Origin of the sequence: Streptomyces sp. NPDC050759, assembly GCF_044456945.1 — a bacterium.
Lineage (GTDB): Bacteria > Actinomycetota > Actinomycetes > Streptomycetales > Streptomycetaceae > Streptomyces.
Genome location: NZ_JBITGI010000005.1, coordinates 146,055 through 166,061 on the forward strand (window position 1 = coordinate 146,055; position 20,007 = coordinate 166,061).

General features: G+C 67.6%; 16 protein-coding genes. 9 read left to right on the forward strand and 7 right to left on the reverse strand.

What is annotated here, in order from left to right; genetic code table 11:
• Positions 1 to 24: 24 nt before the first annotated feature.
• Together ACIBJB_RS17185 and ACIBJB_RS17190 are read left to right on the forward strand one after the other, a co-directional pair.
• The gene (locus ACIBJB_RS17185; RefSeq protein WP_398931246.1) at positions 25 to 1,107 is read left to right on the forward strand and encodes an inositol-3-phosphate synthase; all 1,083 of its coding nucleotides are present in this window, start codon (positions 25 to 27) and stop codon (positions 1,105 to 1,107) included.
• A gap of 88 nt (positions 1,108 to 1,195) precedes the next feature.
• Positions 1,196 to 2,470, forward strand: coding sequence for an MFS transporter (locus tag ACIBJB_RS17190; protein WP_398931249.1), 1,275 nt, complete (start codon positions 1,196 to 1,198; stop codon positions 2,468 to 2,470).
• An 82-nt stretch (positions 2,471 to 2,552) separates the two neighbouring features.
• Here ACIBJB_RS17190 and ACIBJB_RS17195 read toward each other — a convergent pair whose 3' ends face one another.
• Complete coding sequence (locus ACIBJB_RS17195) at positions 2,553 to 3,995, reverse strand: CCA tRNA nucleotidyltransferase (protein ID WP_398931252.1); 1,443 nt, start codon at positions 3,993 to 3,995, stop codon at positions 2,553 to 2,555.
• A gap of 257 nt (positions 3,996 to 4,252) precedes the next feature.
• Between ACIBJB_RS17195 and ACIBJB_RS17200 the strand changes: the two genes are divergently transcribed.
• From ACIBJB_RS17200 to trxA, 7 genes are all read left to right on the forward strand, one after another.
• Positions 4,253 to 6,622 carry a DUF6049 family protein gene (locus tag ACIBJB_RS17200; RefSeq protein WP_398931254.1) on the forward strand — a complete coding sequence of 790 codons (2,370 nt, stop codon included), beginning with the start codon at positions 4,253 to 4,255 and terminating at the stop codon, positions 6,620 to 6,622.
• Between the two features lie 44 nt (positions 6,623 to 6,666).
• Positions 6,667 to 8,943, forward strand: a complete 2,277-nt coding sequence (murJ, locus tag ACIBJB_RS17205) for a murein biosynthesis integral membrane protein MurJ (RefSeq protein ID WP_398931256.1) — start codon at positions 6,667 to 6,669, stop codon at positions 8,941 to 8,943.
• A 119-nt stretch (positions 8,944 to 9,062) separates the two neighbouring features.
• Complete coding sequence (locus tag ACIBJB_RS17210) at positions 9,063 to 10,754, forward strand: protein kinase family protein (RefSeq protein WP_398931258.1); 1,692 nt, start codon at positions 9,063 to 9,065, stop codon at positions 10,752 to 10,754.
• Positions 10,755 to 10,774: 20 nt separating this feature from the next.
• Positions 10,775 to 11,500: an RNA polymerase sigma factor SigM gene (gene sigM, locus ACIBJB_RS17215; RefSeq protein WP_398931261.1), complete on the forward strand. Its 726-nt coding sequence runs from the start codon at positions 10,775 to 10,777 to the stop codon at positions 11,498 to 11,500.
• Positions 11,497 to 12,390 (forward strand): anti-sigma factor family protein, encoded by an 894-nt coding sequence (locus ACIBJB_RS17220; RefSeq protein WP_398931262.1) that lies wholly within the window; start codon positions 11,497 to 11,499, stop codon positions 12,388 to 12,390. The genes sigM and ACIBJB_RS17220 overlap by 4 nt, the downstream gene beginning before the upstream one ends.
• A 167-nt stretch (positions 12,391 to 12,557) precedes the next feature.
• Complete coding sequence (gene trxB / locus ACIBJB_RS17225) at positions 12,558 to 13,526, forward strand: thioredoxin-disulfide reductase (protein ID WP_359384265.1); 969 nt, start codon at positions 12,558 to 12,560, stop codon at positions 13,524 to 13,526.
• A 44-nt stretch (positions 13,527 to 13,570) separates the two neighbouring features.
• Complete coding sequence (gene trxA, locus ACIBJB_RS17230) at positions 13,571 to 13,903, forward strand: thioredoxin (protein WP_007383275.1); 333 nt, start codon at positions 13,571 to 13,573, stop codon at positions 13,901 to 13,903.
• A gap of 54 nt (positions 13,904 to 13,957) precedes the next feature.
• Here the strand turns inward: trxA and ACIBJB_RS17235 are convergent, their stop codons facing one another.
• The 6 genes from ACIBJB_RS17235 to yidC all read right to left on the reverse strand — a co-directional run bounded on the left by ACIBJB_RS17235 (position 13,958) and on the right by yidC (position 20,004).
• A complete protein-coding gene (locus ACIBJB_RS17235; RefSeq protein ID WP_387522082.1) occupies positions 13,958 to 14,575 on the reverse strand; it encodes a GNAT family N-acetyltransferase in 618 nt (205 codons plus the stop codon).
• Between the two features lie 321 nt (positions 14,576 to 14,896).
• Positions 14,897 to 15,997, reverse strand: a complete 1,101-nt coding sequence (locus tag ACIBJB_RS17240; RefSeq protein ID WP_398931265.1) for a ParB/RepB/Spo0J family partition protein — start codon at positions 15,995 to 15,997, stop codon at positions 14,897 to 14,899.
• Positions 15,994 to 17,067, reverse strand: coding sequence for a ParA family protein (locus ACIBJB_RS17245; RefSeq protein ID WP_078935937.1), 1,074 nt, complete (start codon positions 17,065 to 17,067; stop codon positions 15,994 to 15,996). The genes ACIBJB_RS17240 and ACIBJB_RS17245 overlap by 4 nt, the downstream gene beginning before the upstream one ends.
• 265 nt (positions 17,068 to 17,332) lie before the next feature.
• On the reverse strand, positions 17,333 to 18,049 hold the full coding sequence (gene rsmG / locus ACIBJB_RS17250; RefSeq protein WP_398931267.1) for a 16S rRNA (guanine(527)-N(7))-methyltransferase RsmG: 717 nt from the start codon (positions 18,047 to 18,049) through the stop codon (positions 17,333 to 17,335).
• A gap of 122 nt (positions 18,050 to 18,171) precedes the next feature.
• Entirely contained in the window at positions 18,172 to 18,684 is a 513-nt protein-coding gene (locus ACIBJB_RS17255; RefSeq protein WP_057609096.1) for a R3H domain-containing nucleic acid-binding protein, read from the reverse strand.
• A gap of 15 nt (positions 18,685 to 18,699) precedes the next feature.
• Positions 18,700 to 20,004, reverse strand: a complete 1,305-nt coding sequence (gene yidC / locus ACIBJB_RS17260; RefSeq protein WP_398931270.1) for a membrane protein insertase YidC — start codon at positions 20,002 to 20,004, stop codon at positions 18,700 to 18,702.
• Positions 20,005 to 20,007 lie beyond the last annotated feature (3 nt).

The window sequence follows — 20,007 nt, forward strand, 5'->3', positions numbered from 1 at the left end:
TCGTACACACAGGGAGCAACCGGAATGGGTTCGGTTCGCGTAGCCGTCGTCGGCGTGGGCAACTGCGCCGCGTCGCTGGTTCAGGGAGTCGAGTACTACAAGGACGCCGATCCGGCGGCCAAGGTCCCCGGGCTGATGCATGTCCAGTTCGGCGACTACCACGTTCGTGACGTCGAGTTCGTCGCGGCGTTCGACGTCGACGCAAAGAAGGTCGGTCTCGACCTCGCCGACGCCATCGGCGCCTCCGAGAACAACACCATCAAGATCTGCGACGTGCCGAACACCGGCGTGACCGTCCAGCGCGGTCACACCCTCGACGGCCTCGGCAAGTACTACCGCGAGACGATCGAGGAGTCCGCCGAGGCCCCGGTCGACGTCGTCCAGGTCCTCAAGGACAAGCAGGTCGACGTCCTGGTCTGCTACCTGCCCGTCGGCTCCGAAGGCGCGGCGAAGTTCTACGCCCAGTGCGCCATCGACGCCAAGGTCGCCTTCGTCAACGCCCTCCCGGTCTTCATCGCCGGCACCAAGGAGTGGGCGGACAAGTTCACCGAGGCGGGCGTCCCGATCGTCGGCGACGACATCAAGTCCCAGGTCGGCGCCACCATCACGCACCGCGTCATGGCGAAGCTGTTCGAGGACCGCGGCGTCGTCCTGGACCGCACGATGCAGCTGAACGTCGGCGGCAACATGGACTTCAAGAACATGCTCGAGCGTGAGCGCCTGGAGTCCAAGAAGATCTCCAAGACGCAGGCCGTCACCTCTCAGATCCCCGACCGGGACATGGGCGCGAAGAACGTCCACATCGGCCCGTCCGACTACGTCGCCTGGCTCGACGACCGCAAGTGGGCCTACGTCCGCCTGGAGGGCCGTGCCTTCGGCGACGTCCCGCTGAACCTGGAGTACAAGCTCGAGGTCTGGGACTCCCCGAACTCCGCCGGTGTCATCATCGACGCCGTGCGCGCCGCGAAGATCGCCAAGGACCGCGGTATCGGCGGCCCGATCCTGTCAGCCTCCAGCTACTTCATGAAGTCCCCGCCGGTCCAGTACTTCGACGACGAGGCCCGCGAGAACGTCGAGAAGTTCATCAAGGGTGAAGTCGAGCGCTAAGGCTCACTCAAAACGCTCCTGCCAGGGCTACAGAGGGTCCCCGGGTTCTACCGCCCGGGGACCCTCGCCGTATGTGAGGCTGTGCCCCATGTCCGTCGTGCGTGATCTGCGGGTCCTGCTGCGCTTCCGGGACTTCCGGCGTCTGCTCTCCGTGCGCCTGCTCTCCCAGGCCGCGGACGGTGTCTACCAGATCGCGCTCGCCGCCTACGTCGTCTTCTCCCCGGAGAAGCAGACCTCGGCCACGGCGATCGCCTCCGCGATGGCGGTCCTGCTGCTCCCTTACTCCTTGGTGGGCCCCTTCGCCGGCGTCCTCCTGGACCGTTGGCGCCGCCGTGAGGTCTTCCTCTACGGCAACCTCTTGCGCGCCCTGCTGGCTTCCGTGACGGCCGTCCTGATGCTCAGCCACGTCCCGGACTGGCTCTTCTACGTCTCCGCCCTGTGCGTCACCGCCGTCAATCGCTTCGTCCTGTCGGGCCTGTCCGCCGCACTGCCCCGTGTCGTGGACGAGGAACGGCTGGTGATCGCCAACTCCCTCTCCCCGACAGCCGGAACTCTCGCAGCGACCGCGGGCGGCGGCCTCGCTTTCGTCGTACGACTACTGATCGCCGACTCCGACGCGGTCGTAGTGCTGCTGGGAGCCGGGCTGTACCTGGGCGGTGCGCTCGCCGCACTGCGTATGCCCCCGGAACTGCTGGGCCCCGACCGTGAGTTGATCAACCCCCACCTCGGTACGGCTCTCGCCGGAACGGCCCGCGACCTGGTCGCCGGTGTACGGCACCTGGCCGCACCCTCACGTCGGTCGGCCGCCCGGGCGCTCGGCGCGATGTCACTCATGCGGTTCTGCTACGGCGCTCTGCTCGTCATGGTCCTGATGCTCTGCCGGTATGCCCTGACGTCCGATCCGGACGACGGACTCGCCCTGTTGGGGCTGGCATTGGGAATCTCCGGTGCCGGCTTCTTCGTCGCCGCGGTCATCACCCCTTGGACCGCAGGAAAGCTCGGACCGGAGCGCTGGATCGCCGTGTGTGCGGCAGCCGCCGCAGCGCTGGAGCCCGCTCTCGGACTCCCCTTTGCCACCGTCCCGATACTCATCGCGGCGTTCGTCCTGGGCCTTATCACCCAGGGCGCGAAAATCGCCACGGACACGATCGTGCAGGCCTCCGTCGATGACGGATTCCGGGGCCGGATCTTCTCCGTCTACGACGTCCTGTTCAACATCGCCTTCGTGGGCGCAGCAGCCGTAGCCGCCCTGATACTGCCGCCCGATGGCCGATCGGCGACCCTGGTGGTCACTGTCGCCGCCCTCTATGCAGCGGTCGCCGTGGCGATGACGAAGGAACGACGGTTGGCGACGGAACGATGAGGGGGCGATGTTTCACGTGAAACACCGCCCCTCGATGCGCCACGGGTCATGTTTCACGTGAAACATGACCCCGTTTCCGTCCTCAGTCCTGCGCGGCCCACCACTCCTTGAGCGCGGCCACCGCTTCGTCATGCCCCATCGGCCCGTTCTCCAGACGAAGCTCCAGCATGTGCTTGTACGCACGGCCCACAGCAGGGCCTGGCCCCACGCCGAGGATCTCCATGATCTGGTTGCCGTCCAGGTCGGGCCTGATCGAGTCCAGCTCCTCCTGCTCCTGAAGCTGGGAGATCCGCTCCTCCAGTCCGTCGTACGCACGCGACAGCGCGGCCGCTTTACGCTTGTTCCGGGTGGTGCAGTCCGAGCGGGTCAGCTTGTGGAGTCGGTCGAGCAGCGGACCCGCGTCCCTCACATAGCGGCGAACCGCCGAGTCCGTCCACTCCCCGGTGCCGTACCCGTGGAAACGCAGATGGAGTTCAACGAGCCTCGAGACGTCCTTCACCAGCTCGTTGGAGTACTTGAGCGCCGTCATCCGCTTCTTGGTCATCTTCGCCCCGACCACTTCGTGGTGGTGGAACGAGACCCGGCCGTCCTTCTCGAAACGACGGGTGCGCGGCTTGCCGATGTCGTGGAGCAGTGCGGCCAGGCGGAGGGTCAGGTCGGGCCCTTCCTTCTCCAGCGCGATGGCCTGCTCCAGGACGATCAGCGTGTGCTCGTAGACGTCCTTGTGCCGGTGGTGCTCGTCGCTCTCCAGGCGCAGCGCCGGAAGCTCGGGCAGCACGTGCTCGGCAAGCCCCGTGTCGACCAGCAGCGTCAGGCCCTTGCGGGGATGGGCGGACAGGATGAGCTTGTTCAGCTCATCCCGCACCCGCTCGGCTGAGACGATCTCCAGACGCCCGGACATCTCCGTCATCGCGGTGACCACCTCGGGCGCCACCTCGAAGTCGAGCTGCGCCGCGAACCGCGCGGCCCGCATCATCCGCAGCGGGTCGTCCGAGAAAGACGCTTCCGGAGTGCCTGGCGTCCGCAGCACACGCGCCCCCAGATCGTCCAGGCCGCCGTGGGGGTCGATGAACTTCTTCTCCGGGAGAGCGACAGCCATCGCGTTCACGGTGAAGTCACGCCGGACGAGGTCCTCATCGATGGAGTCGCCGTACGACACCTCAGGCTTGCGCGAGGTTCGGTCGTAGGCCTCGGACCGGTAGGTGGTCACCTCGATCTGGTAGCCGTCCTTCTGCGCCCCCACGGTTCCGAAGGCGATCCCGACCTCCCACACGGCGTCCGCCCAAGGCCGAACAATCTTCAGAACGTCCTGGGGGCGGGCGTCGGTCGTGAAGTCCAGGTCGTTGCCGAGCCGCCCGAGCAGTGCGTCCCGGACCGAACCGCCGACCAGGGCGAGTGAGAACCCGGCCTCCTGGAAGCGGCGGGCGAGGTTGTCGGCGACAGGTGCGACCTCAAGCAGTTCGTTCACCGCGCGGTCCTGCACCTGGCTCGGGGCACTGAGGTTGTCTTCCTTGGCGTTCGGCACAACAGAAGAGGGTACGTGGCCCGGGCCTCTCCGAGCGCCTCCATTAAACGTCCACAGACTCGCCATCCAGACCTGCACAAGGTCTGCTCCGCAGACTCACGGGCACGCTCCCCTTTATACGTGCACATTCAGGACAGTGCGGCGGCGTCGCCCGATCTTGTGGAGCAGTCCGCGGCACTTCCCCTCAGCGGGCATCGTTACCATGCGTGGACGCACATTCCGACGACCACTGACGACGACGAGGGACGGGCGAGCGCGTGGCCGAGGCGGCAGACTTCCAGGGGACGAGTCCCTCACCTGCCCGCCGCTGGCTGCGGCGTACCGGGGCCCTGCTCGCAGGGGCTCCTCTGCTGGCCGGACTGTGCCAGCTGACCACCGCGGCGCCCGCTCAGGCCGCCGACGACTCCGGATCGGTGTCCGTCGCGGTCGACACACTCAGCCCCGGCGCACCTACGGACGGTGACACGCTCACCGTGTCGGGGACGGTGACCAACAACGGCAAACAGGCCGTCACGGCCGCCCATGTGGGACTGCAGGTGGGCCCAGAGCTGAACACCCGCTCGTCGATCGACACCGTCACCGAAGACAAGGACTCCCTCCAGGGCGCCACGGGATCCGAGGTCGGCGGCAAGTATGTGGCGAAGTTCGCAAAGCTGACCCCTGGGGTGGCCGAGCCCTTCTCCATCTCCGTGCCGGTCGACGAGTTGGACCTCGGCGACGCCGGGGTCTACCAGTTCGCCGTCTCCCTCTCGGGCAAGACCTCCGCGCAGCCGTGGGACCGGACGCTCGGCATCCAGCGGACCTTCCTGCCCTGGCAGTCCGACGCAGTGGACACGAAGACGAAGACCACCTTCCTGTGGCCACTGATCTCCACTGTGCACATGACGGCGGAGACCGGCTCGAACGCGCAGCAGACACCGGTCTTCCTCAACGACGACCTGGCCGAGGAGATCTCGGCGGGCGGCCGGCTGGACCAGATGCTGTCGCTCGGCGAGAACCTGGATGTCACCTGGGTGATCGACCCTGACCTGCTGGCGTCCGTCGACGCGATGACCCGCAGCTACCGGATCCAGGGCGAGGGCGACACCACCACCGCGGGCACTCACCAGGCACTCGCCAAGCAGTGGCTGGCCAGGCTGCAGAAGGCGGTGGAGGACAAGGAGGTCGTCGCACTGCCCTTCGCCGACCCCGACCTCGCCTCGCTGGCCCACAACGGCACGAGCGTCACCGGCTCGCTCAGCCACCTCGACGAGGCCACCGACGTCGCGGCCACCACGGTGAGGACCGTGCTCCACGTGACGCCGAGCACCGACTTCGCCTGGCCCGTGAACGGCGCGGTGGACCCGTCGATCGTCAAGGTCGCCACCTCCGCCGGAGCCGACAAGGTGATCGCCCGCAGCGACAGCCTCCAGGAGACCGCCGGACTGTCGTACACGCCCTCCGCGGCCCGACCCATCGGCGGCGGCACCACCGCGGTCGTCGCGGACGCACGGCTGTCGACGGCGTTCCAGGGTGATCTCACGAGGGCCTCCTCCGCCACACTCGCCGTCCAGCGGTTCCTCGCCCAGAGCCTCGCTCTCGACCTCCAGACGGACAAGCAGCGCAGCATCGTCGTCGCCCCACAGCGCATGCCCACGGCGAGCCAGGCCGACGCCATGGCCGAAGCGATCATCGCTCTGCAGGGCGGGAACTGGTCCCAGACGCAGAAGCTCACGGCGGCGGCCGCGGCCAAGCCCGACGCCGAGGCCACCACCAAGGTGCCCTCGGCGTCCGCCTACCCCTCCTCGCTGCGCAAGCAGGAGCTGCCGAAATCGGCCTTCCAGCAGATCGCCAGCACACAGAGCAAGCTCGACAACTTCAAGGTGATCCTCTCCGACCAGTCCCGCGTCGTGACCCCCTTCGGGCGGGCCGTGAACCGCGAGATGTCCACGTCGTGGCGGGGCCGCGCCACCGAGGCGATCGGCTTCCGCATCGACGTCGAGGCCTACCTCGACGAACTGATCTCCCAGGTCAGCCTGATCGACAAGTCGGAGACCAAACTCTCCGGCCGCAGCGCCACGATCCCCGTGACGGTCCAGAACAACCTGGTTCAGGGTGTGGAACACCTGCGGCTGCGGCTGACCTCGCTGAGCCCGAACCGGCTCGAGATCGGTGGCTCCTCCTACAACGAGCAGCCGGTGGAGGTCTCGGGCGGCCACAGCCAGACGGTGAAGTTCACCACGACGGCCAACGCCAACGGCAAGGCCTCGGTGGTCGCCCAGCTGTACACAGAGGACGGCCAGCCGTACGGAGACGCCGTCAGGTTCGACGTGAAGGTCACCGAGTTCACGGCGACGGTGATGCTGGTCATCGGCGGCGGTGTCCTGCTGCTGGTCCTGGCAGGCTTCCGGATGTACACCCAGCGCAAGCGCGCGGCCGCCCGTGCGGCCGAACAGAACGGCCCCGACGACGAGGCGGCCGAAGCCGTGGACGGTCCGGAGAACCCCGGGGGCCCCGAGGACCGTCTCAAGGAGGAGTCCAGCACCGGTACCGGGGCAGGGGACCCGGAGCAGCCGAGTGACCTGACAGCGGACACCGCAACGGAAAGCGCCGACCCGTCCGGCACGGGTGAGAGAGTGGACCGTTGAGGATGTCGTGGCCGGTGGGCCCGGGACGATGAGGTGGGGTAACCATGAACGCGCCGTACGACGGTGATCGCGGTCAGGGCGCGGACAACTCGGGCAGCCCCGAGGGGCCGCCGCCCGAGCATGGCCAGGTGCCGCCGCAGGCTCCCGCGGACATGTATCTCCAGGACACGTACGACCAGGACCCCTACCGTGCGCAGGACCTCTATGCCCAGGACCCGGTCGCCGAGGCCCTCTACGACCGTGCCGCGCATCCCCCGCCGCCCCCAGGCACCTATCAGCCGCAGCAGCCGCTGTACTCCCAGCCGCCCCAGTCCCCTTACGCCCCCGACCCGCACGTGTGGGCACAGACCCCGGCGCCCGAGCCGGAGGGTCCGACGCACTATCTGCCGTACGGCGACAACCCTCGCACCACTCAGTTCGTGGGGGTCGACGACCTGATGAGCCAGGCCGGCGACGAGCGCCACGAGCCGGACGCCTTCGCCCATCTCTTCCGCGACCAGCAGCAGGGTGGCGGCCGTCCGACGGATCCCCCGTCGGTGCCGGGCCCGGCACAGGCCCCAGGCGGGTCGCCGTCGCCCGCAGCGCAGTTCCAGGCACCCGGGGCCCCGGCTCCCTCAGCCGACGAGACCATGAACCTCGGTACCGCGCCTGCTGCGACGGCCCATGCGTCCCCTGTTTCAGGGAAGAAGGACGGGAAGGCCGGGGGCCTGCTGAAGTCGAGCGCCGTGATGGCGGCGGGCACGATGGTCTCGCGTCTCACCGGCTTCGTTCGCTCGGCGCTGATCGTGTCGGCGCTGGGTGTCGGTCTGCTCGGTGACACCTTCCAGGTCGCCTATCAGTTGCCGACGATGATCTACATCCTGACCGTCGGTGGCGGCCTCAACTCCGTTTTCGTGCCGCAGCTCGTGCGGGCCATGAAGGAGGACGAGGACGGCGGCGAGGCATACGCCAACCGGCTGTTGACCCTGGTGATGGTGGCGCTCGGCGTCCTCACCGGGCTCGCGGTCCTCGGCGCCCCGTTCCTGATCCGGCTGCTGTCCGACTCGGTGGCCGGCGACCCGGCGGCCAACGAAGTCGGCATCACCTTCGTCCGCTACTTCCTGCCCTCGATCTTCTTCATGGGCATCCACGTGGTGATGGGCCAGATCCTCAACGCGCGCGGGAAGTTCGGCGCGATGATGTGGACGCCGGTCCTGAACAACATCGTCATCATCGTGACGCTCGGCATGTTCATGTGGGTCTACGGCACCGCGGCCGACTCCGGCATGAAGGTCACGAACATTCCGCCGGAGGGGCAGCGGCTCCTGGGCATCGGCGTCCTGCTCGGCCTCGTGGTCCAGGCGCTGGCGATGATCCCGTACCTCCGCGAGACCGGCTTCCGGATGAGGCTGCGCTTCGACTGGCGGGGCCACGGCCTCGGCAAGGCCGTGACGCTCGCCAAGTGGACCGTCCTGTTCGTCCTGGCCAACCAGGCCGGCGCGATCGTCGTCTCGCAGCTGTCCACCGCGGCGGGCAAGGACTCCCCGGTCGACGGCACCGGCTTCTCCGCCTACGCCAACGCCCAACTCATCTGGGGCCTGCCGCAGGCCATCATCACCGTCTCCCTGATGGCGGCTCTGCTGCCGCGCCTGGCCCGCTCGGCGGCCGAGGAGGACGGTGGCGCGGTCCGTGACGACATCTCCCAGGGCCTGCGCACCACTGCCGTCGCCATCGTGCCGATCGCCTTCGGGTTCGTCGCCCTCGGCATCCCGATGTGCACGCTGATCTTCGGCTCATCCGGTATCAGCGAGGCCACGAACATGGGCTTCATGCTGATGGCCTTCGCCCTTGGCCTGATCCCCTACTCCGTGCAGTACGTCGTCCTGCGCGCCTTCTACGCCTACGAGGACACCCGTACCCCCTTCTACAACACGGTCATCGTGGCAGCCGTCAACGCGGGCGCCTCGGCACTGTGTTACATGGTGCTGCCACCGCGCTGGGCCGTGGCGGGCATGGCCGCCTCTTACGGTCTCGCCTACGCGATCGGCGTCGGCGTCGCCTGGAACCGGCTGCGCAAGCGCCTCGGCGGGGACCTGGACGGCAACCGTGTCCTGCGGACCTACGCCCGGCTCTGCATCGCCTCGGTACCGGCGGCGTTGCTGAGCGGTGCGGCCTGCTACGGCATCGGTCACTCGCTCGGCCAGGGAGTTGTCGGTTCGTTCGCCGCTCTGATCGCGGGTGGAGCGATTCTGCTCGGGATCTTCTTCCTCGCCGCCCGCAAGATGCGGATCGAGGAGCTGAACTCGCTGGTCGGCATGGTCCGGGGGCGTCTGGGGCGCTGAGGCAGGGGTACGCGCACAACCATCGTCCGCCACTGTGTGTCGTGCATAGCGTCGGACTGTGGGCACAATTGGATTCTGCGTCGCACGGCGCGCAACGTATGGGGAGGCAGGGAACGACGGTGGCGGAACGGAGCACGGCTGCCGTCGACGTGGCAGACAACAGCGGTGACGAACCGCTGACCGCCCAGGCGGACCAGTCCACGGCCGACGGCGTGGCCAAGAACCGGGAGCGGGACACGGAAGACGTCGAGGCACAGGGGAGTGGCGGGACCGAGAGTCCTGGCAAGTCGTCACCGCCGGAGTTGCACAGCGGCCACAAACTCGCCAGACGCTACCGTCTCGAGGAGTGCGTCACCCGTCTGGACGGGTTCAGCAGCTGGCGTGCCGTCGACGAGAAACTCCGTCGGGCCGTCGGCGTGCACATCCTGCCCGCCGACCATGCGCGGGCGCGTTCCGTTCTGGCCGCGGCCCGTTCGTCCGCGTTGCTCGGCGACCCGCGTTTCGTCCAGGTCCTCGACGCCGTGGAGGAGAACGACCTCGTCTACGTCGTCCACGAGTGGCTGCCCGACGCGACCGAGCTGACCACGCTCCTCGCTCCGGGTCCGCTGGAGGTGTATGACGCCTACCAGATGGTCAGTCAGGTGGCGTCCGCCATGGCCGCGGCCCACCGCGAGGGGCTCGCACATCTGCGGCTGAACCCGAACGCGATCCTGCGTACGTCGAGCGGCCAGTGGCGCATTCGCGGCCTCGCCGTGAACGCCGCTCTGCGGGGCGCGAGTTCGGAATCTCCGCAGCGCACCGACACGGAAGCGATCGGCGCGCTCCTGTATGCGGCGCTCACGCAGCGGTGGCCGTACGAGAACGACGCCTACGGTCTGGCCGGGCTGCCCAAGGACGTCGGTCTCATCGCGCCCGACCAGGTGCGGGCGGGTGTCCACCGTGGGCTGTCCGAGCTGTCCATGCGGGCACTCGCCAACGACGGTGCCACCGCCTCGCGCCACGAGTCGGCGTGCACCACGCCTGAGGAACTGGTCAAGGCGATCGGTGAGATGCCCCGCATCCGCCCCCCGGAGCCGACGTTCACGGCCCCGCCCGAGTACCAGCGCACGACCTACCAACAGGGCACGTACGGCCGCCCGGCACCGCACTCCGGTGTCACCCAGCCCGTACCGTCCCCACCACCGCCGTTGCAGAGCCGCACCGGCCGGGCCCTGAAGTGGGCGGTCTCCGCCCTCCTCATCGCCGCGCTGGGCCTCGGCAGTTGGCAGCTCGCGGACGCACTGATGGATCGGGGCGGCACGTCGGACGAGACCAACCAGACCCAGACGACGGACGACGGCGACAAGGGCCCGACGAAGGTGGCCAACAAGCCGATCACCATCGCCAAGGGATACGACTTCGACCCGTTCGGTGACGGATCCGAGAAGCCGCAGACCATAAAGAAGGCCTACGACAACGACACCTCGTCGTACTGGCAGACGGACTTCTACGAGGGCGCCAACTTCGGAAACCTCAAGCCTGGCCTCGGGATAATCCTCGACCTCGGCAAGGTCCAGGACATCGGGAAGGTCACCGTCACGTTCATGGGCGACACTTCTGTGGAACTGCGCGCCGCCTCAAGCGACGCGATTTCCAGGCCCACGAGCTTCGACGCCTACACGAAGGTCGCGGACGGCTCCGGTACCGGAGTCCCGCTCAAGCCGGACAAGGCCGTGAAGTCCCGCTACCTTCTGATCTGGCTGACCAAGCTGCCGCTGACGGAGGAAGGCACTTACCGCGGTCGGGTGGCAGACATCAAGATCGCCGGTTGACGCGGAGAGGAGGGGGTCCGATGGCAGATGACACCGCGTACGGCGACACCAGCGATCAGGACCTCCTGGCCCTTCATGTAGACGGCGATCCCGACGCCTTCGGTGAGCTCGTGCGGCGGCACCGGGATCGGCTCTGGGCCGTCGCCCTCCGCACGCTCGGAGACCGCGAGGAAGCCGCTGACGCCGTTCAGGACGCTCTTGTGTCCGCCTACCGGGCCGCGCACACGTTCCGGGGCCAGTCCGCGGTCACGACCTGGCTGCACCGGATCACGGTCAACGCCTGCCTGGACCGGGCCAGAAAAGTAGCCTCCCGCAAGACGTCTCCCGTGGACGACACCGAGCGCCTGGAGCAGCTCCTGGAGCCGCACGAGTCCGCCTCGGCGCCCGCGGAGCGCAACGACCTCCACCGTCAGCTCCTGGAGGCCCTCGGGACGCTCCCGCCCGACCAGCGGGCCGCTCTCGTCCTGGTGGACATGCAGGGCTACCCGGTCGCCGAAGCCGCCCGCATGCTCGACGTGCCGACGGGGACGGTGAAGAGCCGCTGCGCCCGAGGCAGAGCCAGACTGCTCCCCCTTCTCACTCATCTGCGGCCGGAAAGAGCCGGAGACGACAGAGAAGCGGGCGCTGGACGGAACCGGACGCAGGGGACATCCGTCCCACCCGCAGCGGGACCTCCGTCAGAAGGCCCGCCGGATTCGGGATCAAGCGATTCAGCTGCAGTGAAGGGCGGAGGTGGGCGAGCGTGACTTCCACGACAGACACAGCCGGGCACCCGGACGTCGCGGAGATCTCCGACCTCACCGAAGGCCTTCTTCCTGCCTCCAGGACCGCAGATGTACGTCGGCATCTGGACGAGTGCGAACTCTGCGCGGATGTGCACGCGTCGCTGGAGGAGATCCGCGGACTGCTCGGCACACTGCCGGGCCCACCACAGATGCCCGCCGACATCGCCGGCAGGATCGACGCCGCCCTCGCCGCCGAGGCTCTTCTGCAGGCAACTGCCCCCGAGGTTGTGAACGCACCGGCGCCGGTCGAGACAGCGCATGTTTCACGTGAAACATCGCCCACCGCCCGCCCCACGGGACATGCCCGTACTGCCACCACCGGCCCCGGCCGCAAGGACCGCAAGAAGAACGGACGCCGCAAGGTTGCCGTCCTCGGCGCTGTCTTCACGGTCGCCGCACTGGGATTCGGCTCCGTTCTGCTGTCGGCGTTGGACGACGGCAAGCCGACCGACGCGGCACACGGACAGGCGACCACCTCAGCCGACACCTTCTCCGCGAGCGGGCTTGAGAAGCAGGTCTCGGATCTTCTCACCGAGAAGAGTGCGAGCAGCGGCGGATCTCGTGCTCCGCACACCAGCATGGGCGCGAATGAGGTCCAGGGCTCCGGAGATCCCCGCATCTTCATGACGCCTGAGGTTCCCCCGTGCATCCAGCACGGCATCCACACCGGTGACTCGCCGCTCGCAACCGAGGAAGGCGTCTACAAGGGCACAGACGCGCTTCTCGTCGTGCTGCGTGACCCTTCGGACAGCACCCGGGTCACCGCCTACATCATGGATGCGTCGTGCGTGAAGAACGCACCGACAGGCTCCGCGGAGATTCTGCTGAAGCAGTCCTACGCACGCTCTTGAGCCCTCACGCTTCGTCTCCGTCCTGCGTGGTAATGCGTACGGTGTGACCTCTCCGTGTGCCCGGACACACCGGGAATGCGCGCCCCTTAGGATCCGTTGGGTGGGGTGAGAGTTCCGAGTGGGCTCCACCGGTCAGACGACGCAGTCCAGAGACGAGGAACCAAGCCGTGAGCGACGTCCGTAACGTGATCATCATCGGCTCCGGGCCCGCCGGCTACACGGCGGCGCTCTACACCGCGCGCGCGTCGCTGAAGCCGCTGGTGTTCGAGGGCGCCGTCACCGCCGGCGGCGCACTGATGAACACCACCGAGGTGGAGAACTTCCCCGGCTTCCAGGACGGCATCATGGGCCCCGAGCTCATGGACAACATGCGCGCCCAGGCCGAGCGCTTCGGTGCCGAACTCGTCCCGGACGACATCGTCAGCGTAGACCTGACCGGCGAGATCAAGACCGTCACCGACACTTCGGGCACAGTGCACCGGGCGAAGGCCGTGATCGTCACCACCGGCTCGCAGCACCGCAAGCTCGGCCTGCCGAACGAGGACGCTCTCTCCGGGCGTGGTGTCTCGTGGTGCGCCACCTGTGACGGCTTCTTCTTCAAGGACCAGGACATCGCCGTGATCGGCGGTGGTGACACCGCGATGGAGGAGGCGACCTTCCTCTCCCGCTTCGCCAAGTCCGTGACGATCGTCCACCGTCGTGACACCCTGCGCGCCTCCAAGGCGATGCAGGAACGCGCCTTCGCCGACCCGAAGATCAAGTTCGTGTGGGACAGCGAGGTCGCCGAGATCCAGGGCGACCCGAAGCTCTCGGGCCTGAAGCTGCGCAACCTCAAGACCGGCGAACTCTCGGACCTGGCGGTCACCGGCCTGTTCATCGCGATCGGCCACGACCCGCGCACCGAGCTGTTCAAGGGCCAGCTCGAACTGGACGGTGAGGGCTACCTGAAGGTGGAAGCGCCTTCCACCCGCACCAACCTGACCGGTGTCTTCGGCGCCGGTGACGTGGTCGACCACACCTACCGCCAGGCGATCACCGCGGCTGGCACAGGCTGCGCCGCCGCTCTCGACGCCGAGCGCTTCCTCGCCGCCCTCGCGGATGAGGAGAAGGCCGAGCCCGAGAAGACCGCTGTCTGATCCCCATCCCGCCCCACCGCACCAACCCAGTTAAGGAGCCCGCCGTGGCCGGCACCCTGAAGAATGTGACCGACGATTCCTTCGAGCAGGACGTCCTGAAGAGCGACAAGCCCGTTCTGGTGGACTTCTGGGCCGCCTGGTGCGGTCCGTGCCGTCAGATCGCGCCGTCCCTCGAGGCGATCGCCGCCGAGTACGGCGACAAGATCGAGATCGTCAAGCTGAACATCGACGAGAACCCGGGTACGGCCGCCAAGTACGGCGTCATGTCCATCCCGACGCTGAACGTGTACCAGGGTGGCGAGGTCGCCAAGACCATCGTCGGTGCCAAGCCGAAGGCCGCGATCGTCCGCGACCTGGAGGACTTCATCGCCGAGTAATGTTTCACGTGAAACACGATGGGGCCGGCCCGAAAGGGTCGGCCCCATCGTGTATTACAGGGGACGCAGCGCTGGTTCCTTCTGTACCGCCCCCAGAAGCCTGTCCAGTGCCATCTCCACGTCTTCCTTCCACGAGAGCGTGGTGCGCAGCTCCAGCCTCAGTCTCGGATACGCGGGGTGGTGTCTGACCGTCTTGAAACCCACGGCAAGGAGATGGTCCGCAGGAAGCAGGCAGGCGGGCTCTTTCCAGCGAGCGTCACCGAAGGCCTCGATGGCCTTGAAGCCCCGCCGCAGCAGATCCTTGGCGACCGTCTGCACCATCACCCGGCCCAAGCCCTGTCCCTGATAGCCCGGCATGATGAACGACGTCATCAACTGGACAGCGTCCGGAGAGACAGGGCTCGTGGGAAACGCCGTGGATCGAGGAACGTACGCGGGAGGCGCGTAGAGGACGAAGCCGACCGGCACGTCGTCGACGTAGACGACTCGACCGCACGATCCCCAGTCGAGGAGGACGGCGGAGATCCAGGCTTCCTTCTCCAGGACGGGTGTTCCCGCTTTTACCGCGGCTTCTCCGCTGACGGGGTCCAACTCCCAGAAGACACACGAGCGGCAACGCCGGGGGAGGTCCGGAAGGTTGTCCAGCGTGAGCGGTACGAGCCGACGCCCCATGAAGGCTGATCCTCGCTTCCTTCGCCCGCCGCGTCGCGGGCGGCCGTCAGAGCGCTCCGTTCCCTGAGCAGGCTGCCGACGAATCCGCCGACCGCCCCCAGTCCCAGCCCCGCGCTCACCAGTCCGCTTCGGCTCATCGTTCGCATGGCCCCTGCCTCTCCTCAGAGGTACTGCCGGGTGGATGTGCCGCACCCCTTCGCATCGTATCCACACAGCGATTCCATCGATACCGCCTGAAAGCAAAGAGCGGGCTGTGTCCGGTACACACCGGACACAGCCCGCTCTTCATGCCTTGCCCTGGCCGTGCCACGGGCGCCTGGCTCAGGCTTCCGTCTCCTCGGCCTCGTCGTCCAGCAGGCTCTTCTGCAGAACCGGTCCTTCACCCGGGGCGAGGGAGCTGAGGATCCGTTCGAGGTCCTCCATCGAGGCGAACTCGACCGTGATCTTGCCCTTCTTCTGTCCCAGGTCGACCTTCACCCGTGTTTCGAAGCGGTCCGAGAGACGGGTCGCGAGGTCGGTCAGCGCCGGGGAAACGCGGGCGCCGGCACGCGGCCCCTTGGAGCGCTGAGCGGTCTGCGGCCGCGACCCCATGAGGGTCACGATCTCCTCGACGGCACGCACCGAGAGCCCCTCGGCCACGATCCGGTGGGCCAGCCGGTCCTGCTCCTCCGAGTCGTCGACGGAGAGCAGCGCCCGGGCATGTCCGGCGGAGAGAACTCCGGCGGCCACCCGGCGCTGGACCGCAGGTGAGAGCTTCAGCAGACGCAGTGTGTTGGACACCTGCGGGCGGGACCGGCCGATACGGTCCGCCAACTGGTCGTGCGTGCAGTTGAAGTCCTTCAGCAACTGGTCGTACGCGGCTGCCTCTTCCAGCGGGTTCAGCTGAGCGCGGTGCAGGTTCTCCAGGAGTGCGTCCAGGAGAAGCTTGTCGTCGTCCGTGGCCCGGACGATCGCTGGGATCGCCTCCAGGCCCGCCTCACGGCATGCCCGCCAGCGCCGCTCGCCCATGATGAGCTCATAGCGGGCGGGACCCAACTGCCGCACGACGACCGGCTGGAGGAGGCCGACCTCCTGGATGGACGTGACCAGTTCCTGAAGAGCGTCCTCGTCGAAGACCTCACGCGGCTGTCGGGGGTTCGGCGTGATGGAGTCGAGGGGGAGCTCCGCGAAGTGGGCGCCCATGGGAGGTGCGGGCGTCTCCACGTAGCCGTTGACCGACGGCTCCTCGGTTTCATGTGAAACAGGCGGCAGCGTGGCCACCTTCGCCGCGGCCACCCCACGGTCGGTCGTCAGCACCGGGACGGACGTCGGGGAGGCGGAACCAGCGCCCCCCATCGCCGCCGGGGTCGGCGTCTTCTCTGTCGGGGCAGCGGGGATCAATGCGCCGAGCCCACGGCCCAAACCCCTCCGTCGCTCGCTCACTGGATCCCCTCCACCATGCTCGGGTTGCTCTGTGCGCCGATGTGCGCCTGAGTCGGGTCATAGCTGACGCCGACTCCCTTCAACGCGATCTCTCGCGCCGCCTCGAGGTAGGACAAGGCCCCGCTCGATCCCGGATCGTACGTCAGCACCGTCTGTCCATAGCTCGGCGCCTCGGAGATACGGACCGAGCGAGGAATGCTCGTCCGTAGCACCTCGTCGCCGAAGTGGGTACGCACCTCGTCGGCGACCTGCGACGCAAGGCGCGTCCGGCCGTCGTACATGGTGAGCAGGATGGTCGATACGTGCAAGGTGGGGTTGAGGTGGCCCCGCACCAGGTCGACGTTGCGCAGCAACTGTCCCAGACCCTCCAGCGCGTAGTACTCGCACTGGATCGGGATGAGGACCTCCGCACCAGCCACCAGCGCGTTGACCGTCAACAGGCCAAGCGAGGGCGGGCAGTCGATGAGGATGTAGTCCAGGGGCTGCTCGTACGCCTGGATCGCTCGTTGGAGTCGGCTCTCCCGGGCCACCAGGGACACCAGCTCGATCTCCGCACCGGCGAGGTCGATGGTGGCAGGGGCACAGAAGAGGCCTTCCACATCGGGGACCGGCTGGACGACCTCGGCCAGAGGCCTGCTCTCGACCAGGACGTCGTAGATGGACGGGACTTCCGCGTGATGGTCTATACCCAGCGCCGTGGAGGCGTTGCCCTGGGGGTCGAGATCGATGACCAGGACCCGGCCGCCGTGCAGAGCAAGCGAAGCGGCAAGATTGACGGTCGTCGTCGTCTTGCCCACCCCACCCTTCTGGTTGGCGACGACCATGATCCGGGTCTGCTCAGGCCGTGGCAGGCCCTCGCCGGCACGGCCCAAAGCCTCTACCGCCAGTTGGGCAGCACGACCGATCGGAGTGTCGTCCATCGGGGGCGGTGTTTCACGTGAAACATCCTCCCCCATCGACTCGGTTCGGGGACCGGGGACCGGATCGGTCATCGGTCCCGCGATGTTGGCGTCGGACCGCAAGGATTCACTCTCCTCGACTTCAGGCTCGCAATGAACAGAGCCTCCCATGTCTTCGGGGTCGTGAACCAGTGAGGCCTGTTGTTCTGTGGAGAAATCCACCTCTGTGGACAACTCCGTTACCTCTCCGAGTGACCCGAGAGGCTTTCGGTCGCGGGGTTCGGCCGCGGCGCGGCCCCGGCTGATGATGCCGTACAGCAGTGAGCGACGTTTCACGTGAAACACGATGCAGGGCGACCCCGCCCGTTCTGCCGCGACACTCCGGCATGCATAGGTTTGGCAGCTTGTGTGGAGTACGTCTCGTCGTCAGGACGGATCAGCGACGTCGGCGCGTGCGGCCGGTGCGGGCCGCCTTGGCGCGCTTGGCCGCGAAACGCACACCGCCGGGACTTTCCCCGACCTCGACCCTCACCACTGTGGACAACGGGTCGACCACGCCCTCACCCACATGCAGGATGGAGGTCTCCACGGCGCCGAGCTTGCTCAGGGCCGTACCTGCCGCCTTGAGCTCCTCCTCCGCGGTGTCGCCCTTGAGTGCGAGCATCTCGCCGTAGGGACGCAGCAGCGGAACGCCCCACGTCGCCAACCGGTCGAGCGGAGCCACGGCCCGTGCCGTCACCACATGGACGGGGGTCAGCTTGCCCATGACCTCCTCGGCACGGCCACGCACGACCGTCACATGGTCCAGGCCCAGCAGCTCCACGACCTCGGTCAGGAAGGTAGTGCGCCGCAGCAGCGGCTCCAGCAGCGTGATCTTCAGATCCTCGCGTACGAGCGCCAGGGGAATGCCGGGCAGACCGGCGCCGGAGCCGACGTCGCACACCGTCACACCCTCGGGAACCACCTCCGAAAGCACCGCGCAGTTCAGCAGGTGCCGCTCCCAGAGGCGGGGCACTTCACGCGGGCCGATGAGACCACGCTGCACTCCCGCCTCGGCGAGCAGCTCCGCGTAGCGGACCGCGTCGTCGAAACGATCGCCGAACACCTCACGCGCCTGCTCGGGCGCCGGGGGGAGCTCCGCTGGCTCCGTCACGGGGAACCGTCCTTCCGTACCGCATCAGCGCACGGGGCGCCGACAACCAGAACTACCAGGCTGACAAAGTTCGGCCCCGCCTGCTCTACAGACAGACGGGGCCGGAGGAACGTACGGACCGATCAGGCGGGAAGCACGACGACGAAGCGCTGCGGCTCCTCGCCCTCGGACTCACTGCGCAGGCCGGCGGCCTTGACCGCGTCATGCACGACCTTGCGCTCGAACGGCGTCATCGGATCGAGTTTCACGGACTCGCCGGTGCTCTTGACCTCGGCGGCGGCCTTGGCGCCCAGCTCGGAGAGCTCGGCGCGCTTCTTGGCCCGGTAACCGCCGATGTCCAGCATCAAGCGGCTGCGGTCCCCGGTCTCCCGGTGCACGGCCAGGCGGGTGAGCTCCTGCAGGGCTTCCAGCACCTCGCCGTCCCGGCCGACCAGCTTCTGCAGGTCGCGGCCGCCGGCGTCGCTGATGATCGAGACCGCGGCGCGGTCGGCCTCGACATCCATGTCGATGTCGCCGTCGAGATCGGCGATGTCGAGCAGACCCTCGAGGTAGTCCGCCGCGATCTCACCCTCCTGCTCCAGGCGGGTCAGGGTGTCTGCGCCCTCGGCAGCGGCGGAGGTGGTGCCTTCCGTCACGGGATGGACTCCTTCTTACTTCTTGGACGGGGACTTGGGCCGCTGCGGACCCTTGCGCTGTCCGGACTGGGCCTTGCTGCGGGTACCGCCGCCGGGCTGCTTCTTGGCGGGTGCGGCGGGCTTGGCGTCCTCGGGCTTGGCGTCCTCGGGCTCGTCGGACTTGCTGAGCGAGGTCGGCTCCGACGACGGGGCGTCACCGGCCGCCTTACCACCTGTGGCCGCCGCGGCGCCCGACTGCCGCTGGGACTTGCTCTGCCGCTTGGGCTGCTGCCGCTTGGGGGCAGCCGCGCTGGTAGCCGTGCCGTCCTCGGTCTGGACCGCGGCCTGGGACTCGCTCTGGACCACGGAGCCGTCGGCCTGGGCCGCCAGGCCCGCCTTGTTCAGACCGTTGATGAACTTGCGCTCGAACTCGTTGCGGTCGCGACCCTTGGCGACGATCGCCTTGATGATGGTGCGCTCGCTGCGCTTGCGGGCCTTGCCGTGGCTCGTGACGTGCTTGGTGAGGCGCTCCAGGTAGGCGGCCTGAGCCTTGGAACCCGGCGTCGGGTTGTTGCGGATGACGTACATCTGCTGGCCCATGGTCCACACGTTGGTGGTCAGCCAGTAGACGAGGACACCGACCGGGAAGTTGATGCCGAAGACGGCGAACATGACCGGGAAGACGTACATCAGCATCTTCTGCTGCTGCATGAACGGCGTCTTGACCGTGGTGTCGACGTTCTTCGTCATCAGCTGGCGCTGCGTGTAGAACTGCGACGCCGACATCATGACGATCATGACCGCGGTGACGACCCGGACATCGGTCAGCGAGGCGCCGAGTGCCTCGACCTTGCTCGAACCGTCCGTGAACTTCGCGGCCAGCGGGGCACCGAAAATGTGCGCCTTACGGGCACTGGCCAGCAGCGAATCGTTGATGACGCCGATCGTCGAGCCGGTCGCGATGCCGTTGAGCACGTGATACAGGGCGAAGAAGAACGGGGACTGCGCCAGGATGGGAAGGCACGAGGAGAGCGGGTTGGTGCCCGTCTCCTTGTACAGCTTCATCATCTCTTCGGACTGACGCTGTTTGTCGTTCTTGTAGCGCTCCTGGATCTTCTTCATCTCGGGCTGGAGCGTCTGCATGGCCCGCGTCGACTTGATCTGCTTCACGAAGAGCGGGATCAGGCAGATACGGATCAGGATCACGAGGGACACGATCGACAGGCCCCAGGCCCACCCGGTGTCAGGGCCGAAGATCTTGCCGTACACCGTGTGGAACTGGACGATGACCCAGGAGACGGGTGTCGTGATGAAGCTGAAAAGACTGGCAATCGTGTCCACTAA